The sequence below is a fragment of the Paracoccus lutimaris genome (genome assembly GCF_003337565.1).
Lineage (GTDB): Bacteria > Pseudomonadota > Alphaproteobacteria > Rhodobacterales > Rhodobacteraceae > Paracoccus > Paracoccus lutimaris.
Genome location: NZ_QPJL01000004.1, coordinates 117,534 through 133,483 on the forward strand (window position 1 = coordinate 117,534; position 15,950 = coordinate 133,483).

At 65.5% G+C, this 15,950-nt stretch carries 20 protein-coding genes; 7 read left to right on the top strand and 13 right to left on the bottom strand.

The window, feature by feature from the left end; genetic code table 11:
* Window positions 1-194: 194 nt before the first annotated feature.
* Entirely contained in the window at window positions 195-1,160 is a 966-nt protein-coding gene (cobD, locus tag DFP89_RS05665) for a threonine-phosphate decarboxylase CobD (RefSeq protein ID WP_114348441.1), read from the top strand.
* Here the strand turns inward: cobD and DFP89_RS05670 are convergent.
* The 3 genes from DFP89_RS05670 to DFP89_RS05680 form a co-directional block, all read right to left on the bottom strand.
* The gene (locus DFP89_RS05670) at window positions 1,144-2,187 is read right to left on the bottom strand and encodes a 5-(carboxyamino)imidazole ribonucleotide synthase (RefSeq protein WP_114348442.1); all 1,044 of its coding nucleotides are present in this window, start codon (window positions 2,185-2,187) and stop codon (window positions 1,144-1,146) included. The two genes, cobD and DFP89_RS05670, sit on opposite strands and share 17 nt — an antisense overlap.
* Window positions 2,180-2,665 carry a 5-(carboxyamino)imidazole ribonucleotide mutase gene (purE, locus tag DFP89_RS05675; protein ID WP_114348443.1) on the bottom strand — a complete coding sequence of 162 codons (486 nt, stop codon included), beginning with the start codon at window positions 2,663-2,665 and terminating at the stop codon, window positions 2,180-2,182. The genes DFP89_RS05670 and purE overlap by 8 nt, the downstream gene beginning before the upstream one ends.
* A 73-nt stretch (window positions 2,666-2,738) precedes the next feature.
* A complete protein-coding gene (locus tag DFP89_RS05680; protein ID WP_114348444.1) occupies window positions 2,739-2,957 on the bottom strand; it encodes a YdcH family protein in 219 nt (72 codons plus the stop codon).
* A gap of 198 nt (window positions 2,958-3,155) precedes the next feature.
* Here DFP89_RS05680 and DFP89_RS05685 point away from each other — a divergent pair, with 198 nt between their 5' ends.
* The gene (locus DFP89_RS05685) at window positions 3,156-3,566 is read left to right on the top strand and encodes an Hsp20 family protein (protein WP_114348445.1); all 411 of its coding nucleotides are present in this window, start codon (window positions 3,156-3,158) and stop codon (window positions 3,564-3,566) included.
* Between the two features lie 13 nt (window positions 3,567-3,579).
* The gene (locus tag DFP89_RS05690) at window positions 3,580-3,807 is read left to right on the top strand and encodes a DUF1150 family protein (protein WP_114348446.1); all 228 of its coding nucleotides are present in this window, start codon (window positions 3,580-3,582) and stop codon (window positions 3,805-3,807) included.
* A 124-nt stretch (window positions 3,808-3,931) separates the two neighbouring features.
* On the opposite strand, the gene DFP89_RS05695 is transcribed toward DFP89_RS05690, so the two are convergent.
* The 5 genes from DFP89_RS05695 to trxB all read right to left on the bottom strand — a co-directional run bounded on the left by DFP89_RS05695 (window position 3,932) and on the right by trxB (window position 9,320).
* Complete coding sequence (locus tag DFP89_RS05695) at window positions 3,932-4,537, bottom strand: hypothetical protein (RefSeq protein ID WP_147273271.1); 606 nt, start codon at window positions 4,535-4,537, stop codon at window positions 3,932-3,934.
* 100 nt (window positions 4,538-4,637) lie between these two features.
* Entirely contained in the window at window positions 4,638-5,444 is an 807-nt protein-coding gene (locus DFP89_RS05700; protein ID WP_114348448.1) for a glycosyltransferase family 2 protein, read from the bottom strand.
* A complete protein-coding gene (locus DFP89_RS05705) occupies window positions 5,441-6,220 on the bottom strand; it encodes a hypothetical protein (RefSeq protein ID WP_114348449.1) in 780 nt (259 codons plus the stop codon). Before DFP89_RS05705 ends, DFP89_RS05700 begins: the two co-directional genes overlap by 4 nt.
* A gap of 92 nt (window positions 6,221-6,312) precedes the next feature.
* Window positions 6,313-8,022 carry a bifunctional sulfate adenylyltransferase/adenylylsulfate kinase gene (locus tag DFP89_RS05710; RefSeq protein WP_114348450.1) on the bottom strand — a complete coding sequence of 570 codons (1,710 nt, stop codon included), beginning with the start codon at window positions 8,020-8,022 and terminating at the stop codon, window positions 6,313-6,315.
* A 287-nt stretch (window positions 8,023-8,309) separates the two neighbouring features.
* Window positions 8,310-9,320: a thioredoxin-disulfide reductase gene (gene trxB, locus DFP89_RS05715; RefSeq protein ID WP_114348451.1), complete on the bottom strand. Its 1,011-nt coding sequence runs from the start codon at window positions 9,318-9,320 to the stop codon at window positions 8,310-8,312.
* A gap of 184 nt (window positions 9,321-9,504) precedes the next feature.
* Between trxB and DFP89_RS05720 the strand changes: the two genes are divergently transcribed.
* The gene (locus DFP89_RS05720) at window positions 9,505-10,005 is read left to right on the top strand and encodes an Lrp/AsnC family transcriptional regulator (protein WP_114348452.1); all 501 of its coding nucleotides are present in this window, start codon (window positions 9,505-9,507) and stop codon (window positions 10,003-10,005) included.
* On the opposite strand, the gene DFP89_RS05725 is transcribed toward DFP89_RS05720, so the two are convergent.
* The 4 genes from DFP89_RS05725 to lgt are packed head-to-tail and all read right to left on the bottom strand — an operon-like array spanning window position 10,002 to window position 13,138.
* Window positions 10,002-10,439, bottom strand: coding sequence for a DUF6314 family protein (locus tag DFP89_RS05725; protein ID WP_114348453.1), 438 nt, complete (start codon window positions 10,437-10,439; stop codon window positions 10,002-10,004). The two genes, DFP89_RS05720 and DFP89_RS05725, sit on opposite strands and share 4 nt — an antisense overlap.
* Before the next feature lie 2 nt (window positions 10,440-10,441).
* Window positions 10,442-11,206, bottom strand: coding sequence for a peptidoglycan editing factor PgeF (gene pgeF, locus DFP89_RS05730; RefSeq protein ID WP_114348534.1), 765 nt, complete (start codon window positions 11,204-11,206; stop codon window positions 10,442-10,444).
* Entirely contained in the window at window positions 11,166-12,248 is a 1,083-nt protein-coding gene (locus DFP89_RS05735) for a class I SAM-dependent methyltransferase (protein ID WP_114348454.1), read from the bottom strand. Before DFP89_RS05735 ends, pgeF begins: the two co-directional genes overlap by 41 nt.
* On the bottom strand, window positions 12,245-13,138 hold the full coding sequence (gene lgt, locus DFP89_RS05740; RefSeq protein WP_114348535.1) for a prolipoprotein diacylglyceryl transferase: 894 nt from the start codon (window positions 13,136-13,138) through the stop codon (window positions 12,245-12,247). Before lgt ends, DFP89_RS05735 begins: the two co-directional genes overlap by 4 nt.
* A gap of 110 nt (window positions 13,139-13,248) precedes the next feature.
* Here lgt and DFP89_RS05745 point away from each other — a divergent pair, with 110 nt between their 5' ends.
* The gene (locus DFP89_RS05745) at window positions 13,249-13,497 is read left to right on the top strand and encodes an accessory factor UbiK family protein (RefSeq protein WP_114348455.1); all 249 of its coding nucleotides are present in this window, start codon (window positions 13,249-13,251) and stop codon (window positions 13,495-13,497) included.
* A gap of 2 nt (window positions 13,498-13,499) precedes the next feature.
* On the opposite strand, the gene DFP89_RS05750 is transcribed toward DFP89_RS05745, so the two are convergent.
* Window positions 13,500-13,805 (bottom strand): DUF6476 family protein, encoded by a 306-nt coding sequence (locus tag DFP89_RS05750; protein ID WP_245948608.1) that lies wholly within the window; start codon window positions 13,803-13,805, stop codon window positions 13,500-13,502.
* Between DFP89_RS05750 and DFP89_RS05755 the strand changes: the two genes are divergently transcribed.
* The gene (locus tag DFP89_RS05755) at window positions 13,804-14,850 is read left to right on the top strand and encodes an RluA family pseudouridine synthase (protein WP_114348456.1); all 1,047 of its coding nucleotides are present in this window, start codon (window positions 13,804-13,806) and stop codon (window positions 14,848-14,850) included. The genes DFP89_RS05750 and DFP89_RS05755 overlap by 2 nt on opposite strands.
* A gap of 47 nt (window positions 14,851-14,897) precedes the next feature.
* A complete protein-coding gene (gene rpoH / locus DFP89_RS05760; RefSeq protein ID WP_114348457.1) occupies window positions 14,898-15,803 on the top strand; it encodes an RNA polymerase sigma factor RpoH in 906 nt (301 codons plus the stop codon).
* The last annotated feature ends 147 nt before the right edge of the window (window positions 15,804-15,950 follow it).

The window sequence follows — 15,950 nt, forward strand, 5'->3', positions numbered from 1 at the left end:
TATCCTTGGTGGTCCCAACTACACCCGGCGTAGTTTCCCGAATGTGCCTACCAGATATCGTGGTACGGTTCCATGAGGGTGTAAAGCGAAAATTCGGTTACCACGGTATAACGGCCGATCCTCGCCGCTTGACGCGCGCAGGTTGCGGGGCTTCATGGCGCAAGGCAAGCCCCGAGTGAACAAGAGGTAAACGGATGCGCGATCATGGCGGCGATATCGACCGGGCGGCGAAACGATTCGGGTATACGGACTGGATCGACCTGTCGACCGGCATCAATCGCAGGCCGTGGCAGGCCGCGCCCCTGTCGGCCCATGCGCTGACCGCCCTGCCGACCGCTGCGGACGAGGCGCGGCTTTCCGCGCTGGCCGCCGCACGATTCGGCTGCGCGACGGATCAGGTCCTGCCCATGGCCGGGGCCTCGGCCGCGATCCAGCTTTTGCCGCATGTGCTGGCGGGGCGTCGCGCCGCCGTGCTGTCGCCGACCTATAACGAACATGCGGCCAGCCTGCGCGCGGCGGGCTGGCAGGTCGAGACGCCGCAGGATGTGGCGGGCCTCGTCGGCGCCGATCTGGCGGTGGTGGTCAATCCGAACAACCCCGACGGGCGCGAATTCACCCCGGCGCAGATCGCCGGGATCGCCGCCACGGTCGGGCATCTGGTCGTCGATGAGAGCTTTGCCGATCCGCGTCCGGACCTGTCCGTGGCCCCTGCCCGGCCCGCGAACGTGACCGTCCTGCGATCCTTCGGCAAGTTCTGGGGGCTGGCCGGGCTGCGGCTGGGCTTTGCCATCGCCGCCCCCGACCTGCTGGCCCGGCTGGCCGAGCGCGCCGGCCCGTGGTCGGTCAGCGGCCCGGCGCTGGAGATCGGCGCGGCGGCGCTTGCCGACCAGAAATGGTCCGAGGAAACCGTAACATGGCTCTCCGAGGCCGCGCTGCATCTGGACCAGATCGTCACCCAACACGGCTGGCGGCTAACGGGGGGCACGCATCTGTTCCGGCTCTATCACACCCCGGACGCCCGGACGGCGCAGGATCAACTGGCCCGCGCCGGCATCTGGGGACGGATTTTCCCATGGCATCCGCATTGGCTGCGGCTGGGCATTCCCGGAAACCGGGCCGAGTTCGCGCGCGTCAAAGCCGCCCTTACAGCAGCCGGTTGACATGCCCCATCTTGCGGCCCGGGCGCGCCTCGCCCTTGCCGTAAAGATGGACCTGCACGCGCGGCTTGCGCAGCAATTCCGGCAGGCGCGCCATGTCGTCGCCGATCAGGTTCTCCATCTCGACATCGGCATAGCGCTGGCCATCGCCCAAAGGCAGGCCGGCGACGGCGCGGATATGCTGCTCGAACTGGTCGACGGCGCAGCCGGCCTGCGTCCAGTGGCCCGAATTATGGACGCGCGGCGCGATCTCGTTCACCACCAGCCCCTGCGGGGTCACGAACAGTTCGACCCCCATCACGCCGACATAATCCAGCGCATTGACGATGCGCGCGGCCATCAGCACGGCATCGGTCAAAAGCGAGGCGGGCAATCCGCAGGGCACGGTGGTCGTACGCAGGATCCCCTCGCGATGGACGTTCAGGCCGGGGTCATAGGCTGCGACCTGCCCGTCCGCGCCCCGCGCCACGATGACGCTGATCTCGGCCGTGAAATCGACAAACCCCTCAAGCACCGATGGGACGCCGGTCCAGTCGCGCTGATCCGTGTCGCGAAAGCGGATCTGGCCCTTGCCGTCATAACCCATGCGCCGGGTCTTGAGAATCGCGGGCGCGCCCAGATCGGCCAGCGCGGCGGGCAGGTCGGCCTCGGTCTCGACATTGCGATAGGGTGCGGTCCTCAGCCCGATCCCGGCCAGAAAATCCTTTTCCGTCAGCCGGTCCTGCGACACCGCCAGCGCCCGGCGGTTGGGGCGGATCGGCCGGATCGATTCCAGCAGGTCAAGCGCCGCCGTTGGCACGTTCTCGAACTCATAGGTGATGACGTCGACCGATTCGGCAAAGGCGCGCAGGGCGGCCTGATCCTCATAGGGCGCATTCGTTACCGCATGGGCCACATCGCCCGCAGGCGCGGCGGCGGGTTCATAGACATGGCAGCGATAGCCCAGACGGCTGGCCGCGACCGAAAGCATGCGGCCAAGCTGGCCGCCGCCCAGAATGCCGATGGTCGAACCGGGGGCAAGCTCAGTCATCCTTGGGCTCCTGCGGGATGGATGCGGACAGGGCCGCGCGCCAGGCATCCAGCCGCGCCGCCAGCGCAGGGTCATTGATCGCCAGAATCCCCGCCGCCATCAGCCCGGCATTGGCGGCACCCGCCGCGCCGATGGCCATGGTCGCGACCGGATAGCCCTTGGGCATCTGCACGATCGAGTAAAGCGAATCGACGCCCGACAGCGCCTGGGTCTGGACCGGCACGCCGATCACCGGCACCCGGGTCTTGGAGGCCATCATGCCCGGCAGATGCGCCGCCCCGCCCGCGCCGGCGATGATGACCTTGAGCCCGCGTTCGACAGCGCTCTTGCCATAGTCCCACAGCCGGTCGGGGGTGCGGTGCGCGCTGACGATCCTGGCCTCATAGCCGATGCCCAACTCGTCAAGGATACTCGCCGCCTCGCGCATGGTGGGCCAGTCGGACTGACTGCCCATGATGATTCCGACGGGTTTGTCCATGGCGATCCCCCTGACTGTCGCGTTTGCCCCGCCCTAGCGCGACGGGCGCGCGCATGCAATCAGGCGCGGGAAATCAGGCAATGATATCGGGGGTCAGCTCGTCCTCAAGCCGGGCGATGCGGTCTTTCAGGGACAGCTTCTGCTTTTTCAGCCGCTGAAGGGTCAGCGAATGGGTCAGGCTTTGATTGGCCAGCGCGGCGATGGCCTCGTCGAGATCACGATGCTCGCGCCGCAGGACCTCCAGCCGGGTGCGGGCGATTTCCTCATGGGACATTTCGTGATGGGCATTCATGTCGGGCCTCGGGCTGGACTTGATCGCTTATAGCGCGGCGCCCGCGCACTGTTAATGGGTTGTTAACGGCTTTGCCCAATCCTGGTTAACAAACCGGACGCATCTTGCGGATCGGGGCCTGCGTTCACATATTGTCCCTGCCGGATCGCCATTCTGGGGTCTGGCCGACAGTCGCTTTACTGCAAAGGGCTTGGGGAAATGACCAAGATCAGTCTGGCCGCACATCCGTTCCTGCTGGGGTTCGACCAGCTTGAGCGCCTGGCCGAACGGGCCGCCAAGGGCGCCGAGGGCTATCCGCCCTATAATATCGAACATCAGGGTCCGAACGGGTTCCGCATCACGCTGGCCGTGGCCGGATTTTGCGACGACGATCTGGCCATCACGCTTGAAGATCGCCAGCTGGTGATTCGCGGCCGTCAGGCCGAGCCAGAGGCGGACCGCGTCTTCCTGCATCGCGGCATTGCCGCCCGCGCCTTTCAGCGCAGTTTCGTGCTGGCGGACGGGGTCGAGGTGGTCTCGGCCGGGCTGGAAAACGGACTGTTGAACATCGACCTGCGCCGGTCTGTCCCTGACAGCATCGTGCAAAGCATTCCGATCAGCCGCAAATGAAAGGGGATCGCAAATGAACGAGAAATTTGACTTCAGCCCGGAGACCTCGGGCAATACCGTCTATATCCGCCGCGTCGCGCTGGACACGCTGCCCGACGAAGTCCGCCGGCAGGTGCCGGATGTGGACGCGCTTTACGCCGTCCATGGCGTCGACGGCGAAAGACTGGCGCTGGTCAAGGACCGCGACCTGGCCTTTATTCTGGCCCGCCAGAATGAGCTGACCCCGGTCAGCGTCCACTGATGCATTGACGGGCGGGGCGCATTTTTGCCCCGCCCGCCCCGCGACCATGGCGACCGCCTGAGATCAGCAGATTACCGCAAGACACGGCCTATGGCCTGCGCGACCCGCGGCGGCATTCAACGCGTCACGAATTTGTCAGTCCGGCAACAAGGGCGTTCTGCGACCATTGCCAATGCGCGGTCAGCGAATTGATCAGGCAATGGCGACAAACCTTGCCCCCTTTCCATTCCGCAAAAAGGTCGCGCCGCGCGGGGGGCGCACCGGTCCCGGCAAGGCCAAAGGGGCTTGTGTCGCGAAACGGCACCTCTTTGCCGATCACCTCCTGACCGCAAAAGGTCTGACCGGTTCCGGGTACCTGCAGATGCAGCCTGCCCCGCTGCGAGATCAGTGGCAGACAGTGCTGCATGTCGCTGATGACCCGGCTGCCCATCGGTCCGACAAGCTGGTTCTGGGTCGGGCAGAACAGTGCCGCCCAGTTCTCGCCATCGGGATCGACCTCGATCCGCACCGGAATCAGCTCATCGACATCCGAGATCGGCATATTGGGGTAACGCGGCAGCGGAGGTCCGGCGACCGCCGCCTTGCGAATGACAAAGCCGGTGGAATCGGCCTCTCCCACCGTCAGAAAGCGGGTATAGAGGTCATCCAGAACTGCAAAGACTACTGCACAATAGGTCGCGTATTGCACGCGACCATCCGGGAAACGGACACTCGCCATCCAAGTCGCCACGACCGCCCCCTTTCAGCGGGTTCGCCCCAACGAAGCCGGAAACAGATTGCGAGATTTTCAACCAGAAATCAATGCGATAGATAAAATCAGAACGATATGTTCAGGCCGGCCAGCCATAGCGCTTGAGCATTGCACTGACGGCGCGGTCATTGCCATCGCCCGCCAGATTGGTGCCGCGCAGGTTCTGGGCCTGCGTATCTGGCCATTCGGTGATGCGGAAACGCCTGCCGATCTTGGCCGGGTTCGAGCCGCGCATCCGGTGCATCCAGTAAAGCCAGACGTCATCGGCCAAGGGCGCAAGTTCCTGAAACCGCGCCGCGTCGGTCACGTCTTCGTGAAAGACGCCGGGCGCATAGAGGACGCCCCCCACCCCGGTCGGAAAGATCAAGGGCCCGGTCTCGGGCGTCTCGATATTGCGCCGCCAGTCGTCATAGCTGCGCGGCTGATCGCCCGCCATGGTCACGCGATGGGCGCGATGGGCGGCGACACCGGCGCCGGCATGGGTGACCAGCCGCTCGAGCCAGTCCGGACCGTAATAGATATCGTCATCGGCGGTGACGATATGGGCACCGGGTGCCTCGATCAGCGTCGGCACGATCTTCTTGTAGGAGCGCCAGTTCGGACAGATCCGCACCTCGAGCCCCGGCAGATGCGCGGCACGGGGCAGCAACGCCTCATGCTCGGCATCCAGCCACAGGATCACCCGGTCGGCACGAAGGCTTTGCGCCAGCAACGAGCGCAGCACCAGATGCAGATGGGCAAAGCGCGCCGGATAGCTGGTCAGGCTGACCACCAGTTCCGAGGGCAGACCGTGCGGGCGCGGCTGGAGATCGCGGGACATGATCTCGGCCTCGGCCCGGGCGATGCGGCGGGCATGCTTCCAGCGCCGGAAGGCGTCCGCGATCATCCCTGCCATGCCTTGCGCAGCCAGTCGATATTGCCGATGCGGCGATACCATTTATGGCCGCGACCGGCAAAGACGTCCTCCATCTTGGGGGCGCCGGCAAAGAGCACGATCTTGGCCCGCGCGGGCAGCGTCGGATCGCTCAGATAGCTTTGGATATTGCGCGGCACGCAATCGTTCTTGAAGCTGACGCACCAGCCACGCGGCCAATAGTTCAGATGGCCATGCTTGGCCAGTTGCGCGGACTGGAACTGCTGGCTGATCTCATAGCCGGCGGTCGCGGCGACCGGATCGGCCAGATAGGCGTCAAGGATATAGCTGTGCGCGCCCACGACATAGCGAAAGACCGAGCTGTTGCCCACGGAATGCAGGAAACGGTCGCGTTCGGGGTTCAACCGGCGCAGCGGCTTGGGGCGAAACAAGTCGTCATCGCGGATGATGAAATATTCGCCTGGAAGATCGAAGAAATCCGAGAGGTCATCGACGACCACCAGATCCAGATCCAGAAACAGCGCCGTCATGCCGGTGAAACCGCCCAGATCGGCGCGAAACAGCGCCAGCTTGCGCCAGCGGGTGTCGCCATGCCCTTTGGGCAAGCCCAGTTCCGGCAAGGGCAGCGCCTCGACGCCCGGATCGATGCCCTCGGCGTCGTCGGTAAAGCAGATGAAGCGGTGCGGGCGGGCCAGATGGCGCTTTACCTGACGGTAAAGCCGGTTGACGTCCTCGGCGCCATAGATCGTGCCCCATTTCATCGTCAGGATCAGAACGGGCTCGGTCATCGGCACTCCCTTCACATCGTCTATCCCGCGATATGCGAAGGGGCCGCGCTGGTCAACGCCGGCGCGGCCCCCGAAATGTCACGGCTCCCGGCTTATTTCAGGCCGATCAGCCCCATGCCTTCCAGCTTCAAGAGCACCTGCTGGGCGGCGTGATCGACATCGACGCCCTCGGTCTGGACGCGCAGCTCGGGGTTCACGGGCTCTTCATAGGGGTCCGAAATGCCGGTGAACTCCTTGATCTTGCCTTCGCGCGCCAGCTTGTAGAGGCCCTTGCGGTCGCGGCGTTCGCATTCCTCAAGCGTGGTCGCGACATGGACCTCGATGAAGGCGCCGCCAGCCTCGACCATCTCGCGCACGGCGCGCCGCGTCGCGGTATAGGGCGCGATCGGGGCGCAGATGGCGATGCCGCCGTTCTTGGTGATCTCGCTGGCGACAAAGCCGATGCGCTTGATGTTGATGTCGCGGTGTTCCTTGCTGAAGCCCAGCTCCGAGGACAGGTGCTTGCGCACCACGTCACCGTCGAGCAGCGTCACCGGACGGCCGCCCATCTCCATCAGCTTGACCATCAGCGCGTTGGCGATGGTCGACTTGCCCGAGCCGGAAAGCCCGGTGAAGAACACCGTGAAGCCCTGCTTGTTGCGCGGCGGCGAGGTGCGGCGCAGCTGGGTCACCACCTCGGGGAAGCTGAACCATTCCGGGATTTCCAGACCTTCGCGCAGGCGGCGGCGCAGTTCGGTCCCCGAGATATCCAGAATGGTCGCGCCGTCTTCGACCTCGTCGCGGGGCTCGTATTGCGCGCGTTCCTGCACATAGACCATCTGTTTGAAATCGACCATCTCGATGCCGATTTCGTCCTGATATTTGCGGAACAGCTCTTGCGCGGCATAGGGATCGTAGAAATCCTCGCCCTTGCTGTTCTTGCCCGGGCCGGCATGGTCGCGGCCGACGATCATATGGGTCAGGCCGTGGTTGCGGCGGATGATGCCGTGCCAGACCGCCTCGCGCGGGCCGGCCATGCGCATGGCAAGGTTCAGCAAGCTCAGATGCGTGGTCGCGGCCGGATATTTGTCCAGAACCGCCTCATAGCAGCGCACGCGGGTGAAGTGGTCCACATCGCCCGGCTTGGTCATGCCGACGACCGGGTGGATCAGCAGGTTGGCCTGCGCTTCGCGCGCGGCGCGGAAGGTCAGTTCCTGATGGGCGCGGTGCAGCGGGTTGCGGGTCTGGAAGGCGACGATGCGGCGCCAGCCCAGCTTGCGGAAATAGGCGCGCAGTTCATTGGGGGTGTCGCGGCGGCCGCGAAAATCGTAATGCGTCGGCGGCTGGATGCCGGTGATCGGGCCGCCCAGATAGACCGGGCCGGCGGTATTGTGCAGGTAGTTCACCGCCGGATGCGCCAGATCGTCGGCGCCAAAGACCTGCTCGGCCTCATGCGCCTTGTTCGGGACCCATTTGTCGGTGACCGACAGGATCGCCAGAATGACGCCCTCCTGATCGCGCAGCGCGATGTCCTGGCCCGGCTCGATCTTGTCGGCGAAGTCCTGGCTGACGTCCAGGTTCACCGGAATCGGCCAGATATCGCCGGTGGTCAGGTGCATGTCCTCGACCACGGAATTGTAATCGGCCTCGGTCAGGAAGCCTTTCAGCGGGTAGAAGCCGCCATTCATCAACAGTTCAAGGTCGCAGATCTGGCGCGGGGTCAGATCCCAGGACGGCATGTTGCCGGCTTCGGTCTTGAGCTTCTGCGCCGAATCGGCGCTGACATAAAGTTCGGGGATCGGGGCAAGGTTGGGCTGGGTCATCGGTTACTCGGCGGTTTGATCAGGGCCGGAACAGCTGGCCCACAGCGAAAAAGGACATGGCGGCCGAAAAAATCCCGGCCCCCGGTTTCGGCTTGCCCTTAGCCGTCAAATTTCGCGGATTCAACAGAAGGTTTCAGGGTTTTCCCGCACTGTGTCGCATATCGGCCATGCATCGCCAAAAGGCCGGAATCTGACCGAAAAGGCTTGGTTTCCGCGCGCCGCCGCGCCGCCGCAAAGGCTTTCGCGGCAGCAGCGTATGGCCGGAACGCCGTCCCGGCCCGGGCGTCTCAGGCGGGAATTTCCGCCTCGTCCGGGGCGGGGGCGCCGGCCATGTGGTGATCGGCCAGCCAGCGCTCGGCATCCAGCGCCGCCATGCAGCCCATGCCGGCGCTGGTCACCGCCTGACGATAGATGTGGTCGGTCAGGTCGCCCGCCGCAAAGACGCCGGGAATCGAGGTGCGGGTCGAACCCGGCTCGACCTTCACATAGCCGCCGTGATGCAGCTCCAGCTGGCCCGCCACCAGTTCGGAGGCCGGCGCATGGCCGATGGCGACGAACACCCCGTCCGCCGGCACGGTCTGCTCAGTGCCGGTCTTGAGATTGCGCAACCGCACGCAGGTGACGCCCAAAGGCTGTTCGTCGCCCTGGACCTCCAGCACCTCATGATCCCAGATCACGTTGATCTTGGGGTTTTTGAACAGCCGATCCTGCAGGATCTTTTCGGCGCGCAGGCTGTCGCGGCGATGAACCAGCGTCACCTTGCTGGCGAATTTGGTCAGAAACAGCGCTTCCTCGACCGCAGTATTGCCGCCACCGACCACCACCACCTCGCGGTTGCGATAGAAGAATCCGTCACAGGTCGCGCAGGCCGAAACGCCAAAACCCTTGAACTTTTCTTCGCTTTCCAGCTCGAGCCAGCGGGCCTGCGCGCCGGTCGCAAGGATCACCGCGTCGGCGGTGATGCGTCGCCCCGAATCCAGTTCGGCCACGAAAGGACGCGCCTTCAGGTCCAGCCGCGTCACCGTGTCGATGAAGATGCGCGCGCCCATGGCGGCGGCATGGGCCTCCATTTTGACCATCAGGTCGGGGCCCTGGATCTCGGTCTCGCCGGGCCAGTTCTCGACCTCGGTGGTGATGGTCAACTGGCCGCCCGGCTGCATGCCCTGGATCAGCACCGGCTCAAGCATGGCGCGCGAGGCATAGACGGCGGCGGTATAGCCGGCGGGGCCGGATCCGACGATCAGCACGCGGCTATGGGCAGGCAGTGCGGTCTCGGCGGGGGTGGGGGCGTGGGACATGGACGGACCTTGGGCTGAAGCTTTCGCGTTGCCGCGCTAGGTAATCACGCCCGCGCCCGCATGCAATCCGCAGGAAGGTACGACCGTGCCCCAAGGGAATTTTTGAAATTATATTGCGCGAATACACCCGGCACGGTAGTTTCCGGAAAAAATTCAGGCCGACACCCGGCCCACGAGGACATTGATGAGCGCCGCCCGACTAGACGAAATCGACCGGAAAATCCTTTCCGAACTGCAGGCGGATGGCCGGATGACCAATGTCGAGCTGGCCCGCCGGGTAGGAATTTCCGCGCCGCCCTGCCTGCGCCGCGTCCGCGCGCTTGAGGAAATGGGCTATATCCGCGGCTATCACGCCGATATCGACGCGCGCGAGCTGGGATTCGAGGTGCAGGTCTTTGCCATGGTGCGGCTGATCAACCAGTCCGAGCGCGACCTTTCCGCCTTTGAGGCGCTGGCCCAGGGCTGGCCCTTGGTCCGCGAATGCCACATGCTGAACGGCGAGATCGACTTCATCCTGAAATGCGTCTCGCCCGACCTGCCGACCTTCCAGCGTTTCCTGACCGAGCATCTGACCTCGGCCCCGAATGTCGCCTCGGTCAAGACCAGCCTCGTGATCCGCTGCGCCAAGGACGAGCCGGGCGTGCCCTTCTCGATCGTCGAGGAACGCGCGGCAACGCAGGGTTAAGACGCGGGAACGTAGTCCGTTTCCAGCAGATAGTCCTTTTTCGGGCCGGTGACGCGGTGGCGGATCATCAGCGCAGGCGGCCGTCCCGGCAGGATGCGATAATCCGACCGATAGATGTCCTGCCCGCAGGGATGATGGCCCTGCCCCGTCCATGCGCCATTCGCCCAAACCAGATCGACGCGCTGGAACAGCCCCTGCGAAGGTCCGTCGAACAGGATCGTCATGCCCTGCCCGTCGATCCGGTAGAGATAGTTGCGAAAGAAGCTCAGCTCGCGCCCGTCGGGCAGGATCGCGCGGCCTTCCTCGTGATAGCGCAGGCAGTCCGGACTGTCGGCCCGGAACTCCGCCGTGCCCTGCATGCGCTCGCCGGTTGAGGCATGGCGCTGAAAGCGCCAGCGCCCGGTCAGCGCGGCCATGACCGTTGGATCGGCCATGGCTACAGCCGGATGACCGAGATCAGCCGGCCATAATCGACCTCGTGCAGATGGGTGCTGCGGCGATAGGAAAAGAACCGCTCGGGATCGGTATAGGTGCAGCGGCCGATCCATTCCGCATCAGTGCCCGCCTCGCGCAGCCGCATCAGCCCATAGGAGGGCAGATCGAACATCGGCCGCCCGTTCGGCCCACCGGCGAAAAAGCGGTGATGGCCGGGATCGTCGCTCAGGAATTCGTCCATGAATTCCGGGCTGACCTCATAGGCGCGCTGGCTGATCGTCGGGCCGATGACGGCGCGGATGCGGCGCGCGCCAAGGTCGGCCATGGCCCCCAGAGCGGCCTCGATCACGCCGGCAAGTGCGCCTTTCCAGCCAGCATGGACAGCGCCGATGACGCCAGCCTGCGGATCGGCCAACAGGATCGGCTGGCAATCGGCGGTCAGCACCGCGATGGCGATGCCGGGCTGGTCGGTGACGATGGCATCGGCGCGCGTCTTGCCGATTTCCGGCAATTGCGCGGCGTCGGTGACCACCGCGACCTCGGCCGAATGGGTCTGGTGCACGGTCAGCAGCGCCGCGGGGGCCACCCCCATCGCCTCGGCCACGCGGGCACGGTTGATCGCCACGATCTCGCCCTGATCGCTTGAGCCAAAACCGCAGTTCAGCCCCGCGAACAGCCCCGAAGAGGCGCCGCCGCGCCGGGTGAAAAAGCCGTGCCGGACCGGGTCAAGCAGCGGATGGGTCAGGATTTCCAGCGTCGTGTGCATCATTGTCCAGAGGTTCGAATCCGGGGGGAACTGGCACATCTGGCGCCCAAAGGGCCAGAACTTTGAACAGGTGACCCATTTCCGCAGGCGCGGTCAAGCGATGAAGCGCCGCCATCGCGTCCTGATCGCCGGCCTGCGCCAGCCGCTCGGCACGGGCCGCAATGCCCAGCCGCAGCAGCCATTCGCCCTGCGTGACCATGCGCGAAACCCGCGCCCCCGCCGCCTGCGCAGCCTGCGCCAAGGGCGCGAAATCGACATGGGCGGTCAGATCGGCCTCGCCGGGATGGGCAAGGGGGTCCTCGGGCGCGTGGCGGCGCAGGGCCTGAAACGTGTCGCCCCAGCCCTGCCAGTTTCCGTAATCGATGGCGATGGCCAGCCCGCCATGGTCAGCGATGCGCCGGGCGATCTGGGTCATGATCGGCGCAGCCTCGGGGCAGAGCTCGTGGATCTCGCGCAACCGTGCCTCGGGGCCGGGGGTCGGCGCGGCAAGGCCAAGCGCCAGATTGCCGGCATCGTCCAGATGCACGACCCGCTCGGCCCAGCCCTGTTCGGCGCGCTGGAATTGCCGGATCGGCAGCGCGTCGAAAAACTCGTTTGCTATCAAAAACAAAGCGCTTTCAGGAAGATCTGAGACGGAATCGAGGTGCTGGACCGCCCCCAGCCTGTCGCGCTGGACCTGCCGCAGATGTGGGGAGGCCTCGATCAGCGTGACCTGCGCCGCCTCATGCATGCCGGGGACAATGCGGATCGCGCGCAGGATATCGGCCATCAGCGTGCCGCGCCCCGGCCCGATCTCGGCCAGCGTAAAGGGCGCGGGGCGGCCCTGATCCAGCCATGACTGCGCCAGCGCCAGCCCGATCATCTCGCCAAACATCTGGCTGATCTCGGGCGCGGTGGTGAAATCACCTGCCACGCCAAAGGGGTCGCGCGTGGCGTAATAGCCATGGCGCGGATGCAGCAGGCACAGCCGCATGTATTCGTCCAGCCGCATCGGCCCCGAGGCGGCGATCTGGGCCGCGATCACTTGGGCCAAAGGCGTCATGCGGCGATCTGGCTTGCGACGGCAGGACGCCTGCGCGCCCGGATCAGGAAGACCAGCCCGACCAGCACCATCGGCAACGACAGCAGCTGGCCCATGGTGATCCCCCAGACCGGCCCGCCCAGCACATGGCCCAGCGGGTTGTCGGGGGTGATGAATTGCGCATCGGCCTGACGAAAGAACTCGACCACAAAGCGCGACAGGCCATAGCCCATCAGGAAGATCCCCAGCGCCTGCCCCGGACGGCGCAAGCCGCCCGCGCGGACCAGCGCGAACAGGACCAGTGCCAGCAGCACACCCTCAAGCCCGGCCTCGTAAAGCTGGCTGGGATGGCGCGCGCAAAGCCCCTCGACACCCGGGCAATCCTGCGCGGCCACGCCGGGAAAGATCACCCCCCAGGGCGCATCGGTCGGACGGCCCCACAGCTCGGCATTGATGAAATTCGCGATCCGGCCCAGTCCCAGCCCGATGGGTGTCGCCACCGCCAGCGCATCCGAGAGCCGCAGAAGATTGATCCCATGCCGGCGGCAGAACCACCACGAGGCCAGAACCACGCCCAGAAACCCGCCATGAAAGGACATGCCGCCCTTCCAGAGCACCGGGATCTGCGAGGGGTTCGCCAGATAATAGGCCGGTTCATAGAACAGCACGAATCCCAGACGCCCGCCCAGCACCACGCCAAGGATGATCCAGGTCAGCAATTCCTCGACCTGCTGGGGCCGCATCGGGGGCGCATCGCCCCAAAGCGCAGGCCGGCGCATCAGCGCGGTCACGATCCACCAGCCGATCAGCAACCCGACCAGATAGGCCAGCGCATACCAGCGCAGCGCCAGTTCCATGCCGAAAAGCTGGATCGTGAAGATTTCGGGCGAGATCTGCGGGAAAGGGATCATGGGCTCCTCGTCTTCGGGGCAGGCTAAGCGGTCGGCATCGGCCGTCAAGCGATTGAACAGCCGCTGCGGGAAGGCCATATAGGGGGCAAACCCGATCCGAAAGGCCCGCCATGACCGCGAACAACCGTTTCTTCGACGATCTCTCGAAATTGATGACCAATGCCATGGGCGTGGCCCAGGGCGCCAAGGACGAGGCCCAGACCGCCTTCAACGGCTGGATCGACCGCTGGCTGGCCGAGCGCGACTTCGTCACCCGCGAGGAATTCGAGGCGGTGCGCGAAATGGCGATCAAGGCCCGCACCGAGAATGCCGAATTGCGCGCCCGTCTGGACGCGCTTGAGGGCAAGCCCCAGGGCTGAACTCAGGGCTGAACCCGGTCCTTGAGCCGGCCCTGCCTGTCGTAAAGCAGCACCTCGCCCGTTTCCGTCACCACCACGACCCAGTTGCGGGCAAAGGTGACGGCGGCGGGCGCGGCGCCTTCGGGCAGGGCGATCTGTTCGGGCAGCTCGGGCAAGGGTGCCTCGGACAGGCGCAGCCACAAAAGCCCCGCGATCGCCAGCACCCCCACCCCCATCACCACCGCCAGCGAGGTCACGAGGATGCGCAGCCAGCGCAGCATCGGCAGCGCTTCCTCTGGCCCCGGTTCCACCTTATCATCCCGCGCCATGGCCGAAATCCTCATCACCATTCCCGAAGGTCTTTCCGACCGGCTTGATAAGGCCCTTGCCGCCGCCGCGCCAGAGGAGGCTGCGCTGTCGCGCTCGCGCCTGACGCGGCTGATCGCCGAGGGCGCGGTGACCGGGCCCTCTGGCCCCGTGCGCGACGGCAAGGCCCGGGCCGAGCCGGGCGAATACAGCATCGAGATCGGCGAGCCCGAGGCGCTGGACGCCCGGCCCGAAAACATTCCACTGAACATCGCCTATGAGGATGCCGACCTGATCGTGGTCGACAAGCCCGCCGGCATGGTGGTCCATCCCGCCCCCGGCGCACCCTCTGGAACGTTGGTGAACGCGCTGCTCTGGCATTGCGCCGACAGCCTGTCGGGGATCGGCGGGGCGGCGCGCCCGGGGATCGTGCACCGCATCGACAAGGACACGTCCGGCCTGCTGGTGGTGGCGAAAACCGACCGCGCCCATCAGGGGCTGGCGCGGCAATTCGCCGATCACAGCGCCAGCCGCCGCTATCTGGCCCTTGCCCACGGCATGATCGACGCCGCCGATGCGCGGCTGCGCGGGTTGCCCGGCATCGCCTTTGAGCCGGGCGGCGTCCTGCGCATCACCACCATGCTGGGCCGCCACCCGACCGATCGCCAGCGTCAGGCGGTCAGCTTTGACCGCGGCCGCCATGCGGTGACGCGGGCCCGCCCGCTTGAGGCATTCGGCACGCCGCCCGCCGCCATGCTGGTCGAATGCCGGCTGGAAACCGGGCGCACCCATCAAATCCGCGTGCATATGGCCCATGCCGGGCTGGGACTGGTCGGCGACCCGGTCTATAGTGGGGCAAGGCGCGCCTCGGCCAAGGCTTTGGGGGCGGATCTGGCCGGTGCTATCGCCGGTTTTCCCCGTCAGGCGCTGCATGCGGCCGAGCTGGGCTTTGACCATCCGGTCAGCGGCGACAGGCTGAGTTTTACCAGCCCGCTGCCGCCCGATATGGCCGGGCTTCTGGACAGGCTGCGCGGGGCTTCCGGCACGGCGGAACTTGAAATACGCTGATAGCGTTCACATTTACCCGCTAAAACCGCGGGACAGGGAATTTTCAGATGGCAACTTATCAGAACCTTCCGGCGCCCAGCCCCGAACAGGGGCTGAACCGCTATCTTCAGGAAATCCGCAAGTTTCCCCTGCTGGAACCCGAAGAGGAATACATGCTGGCCAAGGCCTGGGTGGACCATGAGGACCCCGAGGCCGCGCAGCGTCTGGTGACCAGCCACCTGCGGCTGGCCGCCAAGATCGCCATGGGCTATCGCGGCTATGGCCTGCCCCAGGCCGAGGTCATCTCGGAGGCCAATGTCGGCCTGATGCAGGCGGTCAAGCGCTTTGACCCGGAAAAAGGCTTCCGGCTGGCCACTTACGCGATGTGGTGGATTCGCGCCTCGATCCAGGAATATATCCTGCGGTCGTGGTCCTTGGTGAAAATGGGCACGACCAGCGCGCAGAAAAAGCTGTTCTTCAACCTGCGCAAGGCCAAGTCCAAGCTGGGCGCACTTGAGGAAGGCGACCTGCGCCCCGAGAACGTCGCCCTGATCGCCCATGACCTGAACGTGACCGAACAGGAAGTCATCGACATGAACCGCCGCCTGTCGGGGGGCGATGCCTCGCTGAACGCGACGGTGGGTTCGGGCGACGGCGAATCGACGGCGCAATGGCAGGACTGGCTGGAGGACGAGGACGCCAATCAGGCCGAAGCCTTTGCCGAGGCTGACGAGATGTCGGCGCGTCGTGAAATGCTGATTTCCGCCATGGATGTGCTGAACGACCGCGAAAAGGACATCCTGATGGAGCGGCGGCTGCGCGACGACCCGATGACGCTGGAGGATCTGTCGGCGCGCTATGACGTCTCGCGCGAGCGGATCCGCCAGATCGAGGTGCGCGCCTTTGAAAAGCTGCAAAAGCGTATCCGGGAACTGGCGCGGGATCGCGGCATGACCGTCCCCGAGGAAGCCTGAGACACCCAGGCCCTCCGGCCCGGCCATTGCAACATGACCGGGCCGCGCCGGACACGCATGTGGCGTGTTGCTTTTGTCGCGAACAATTCTGCGGCGATTTCACACCTTGGCCCGTGGCAAGCGAGACGAATTTTTCCCCCGTCCGCA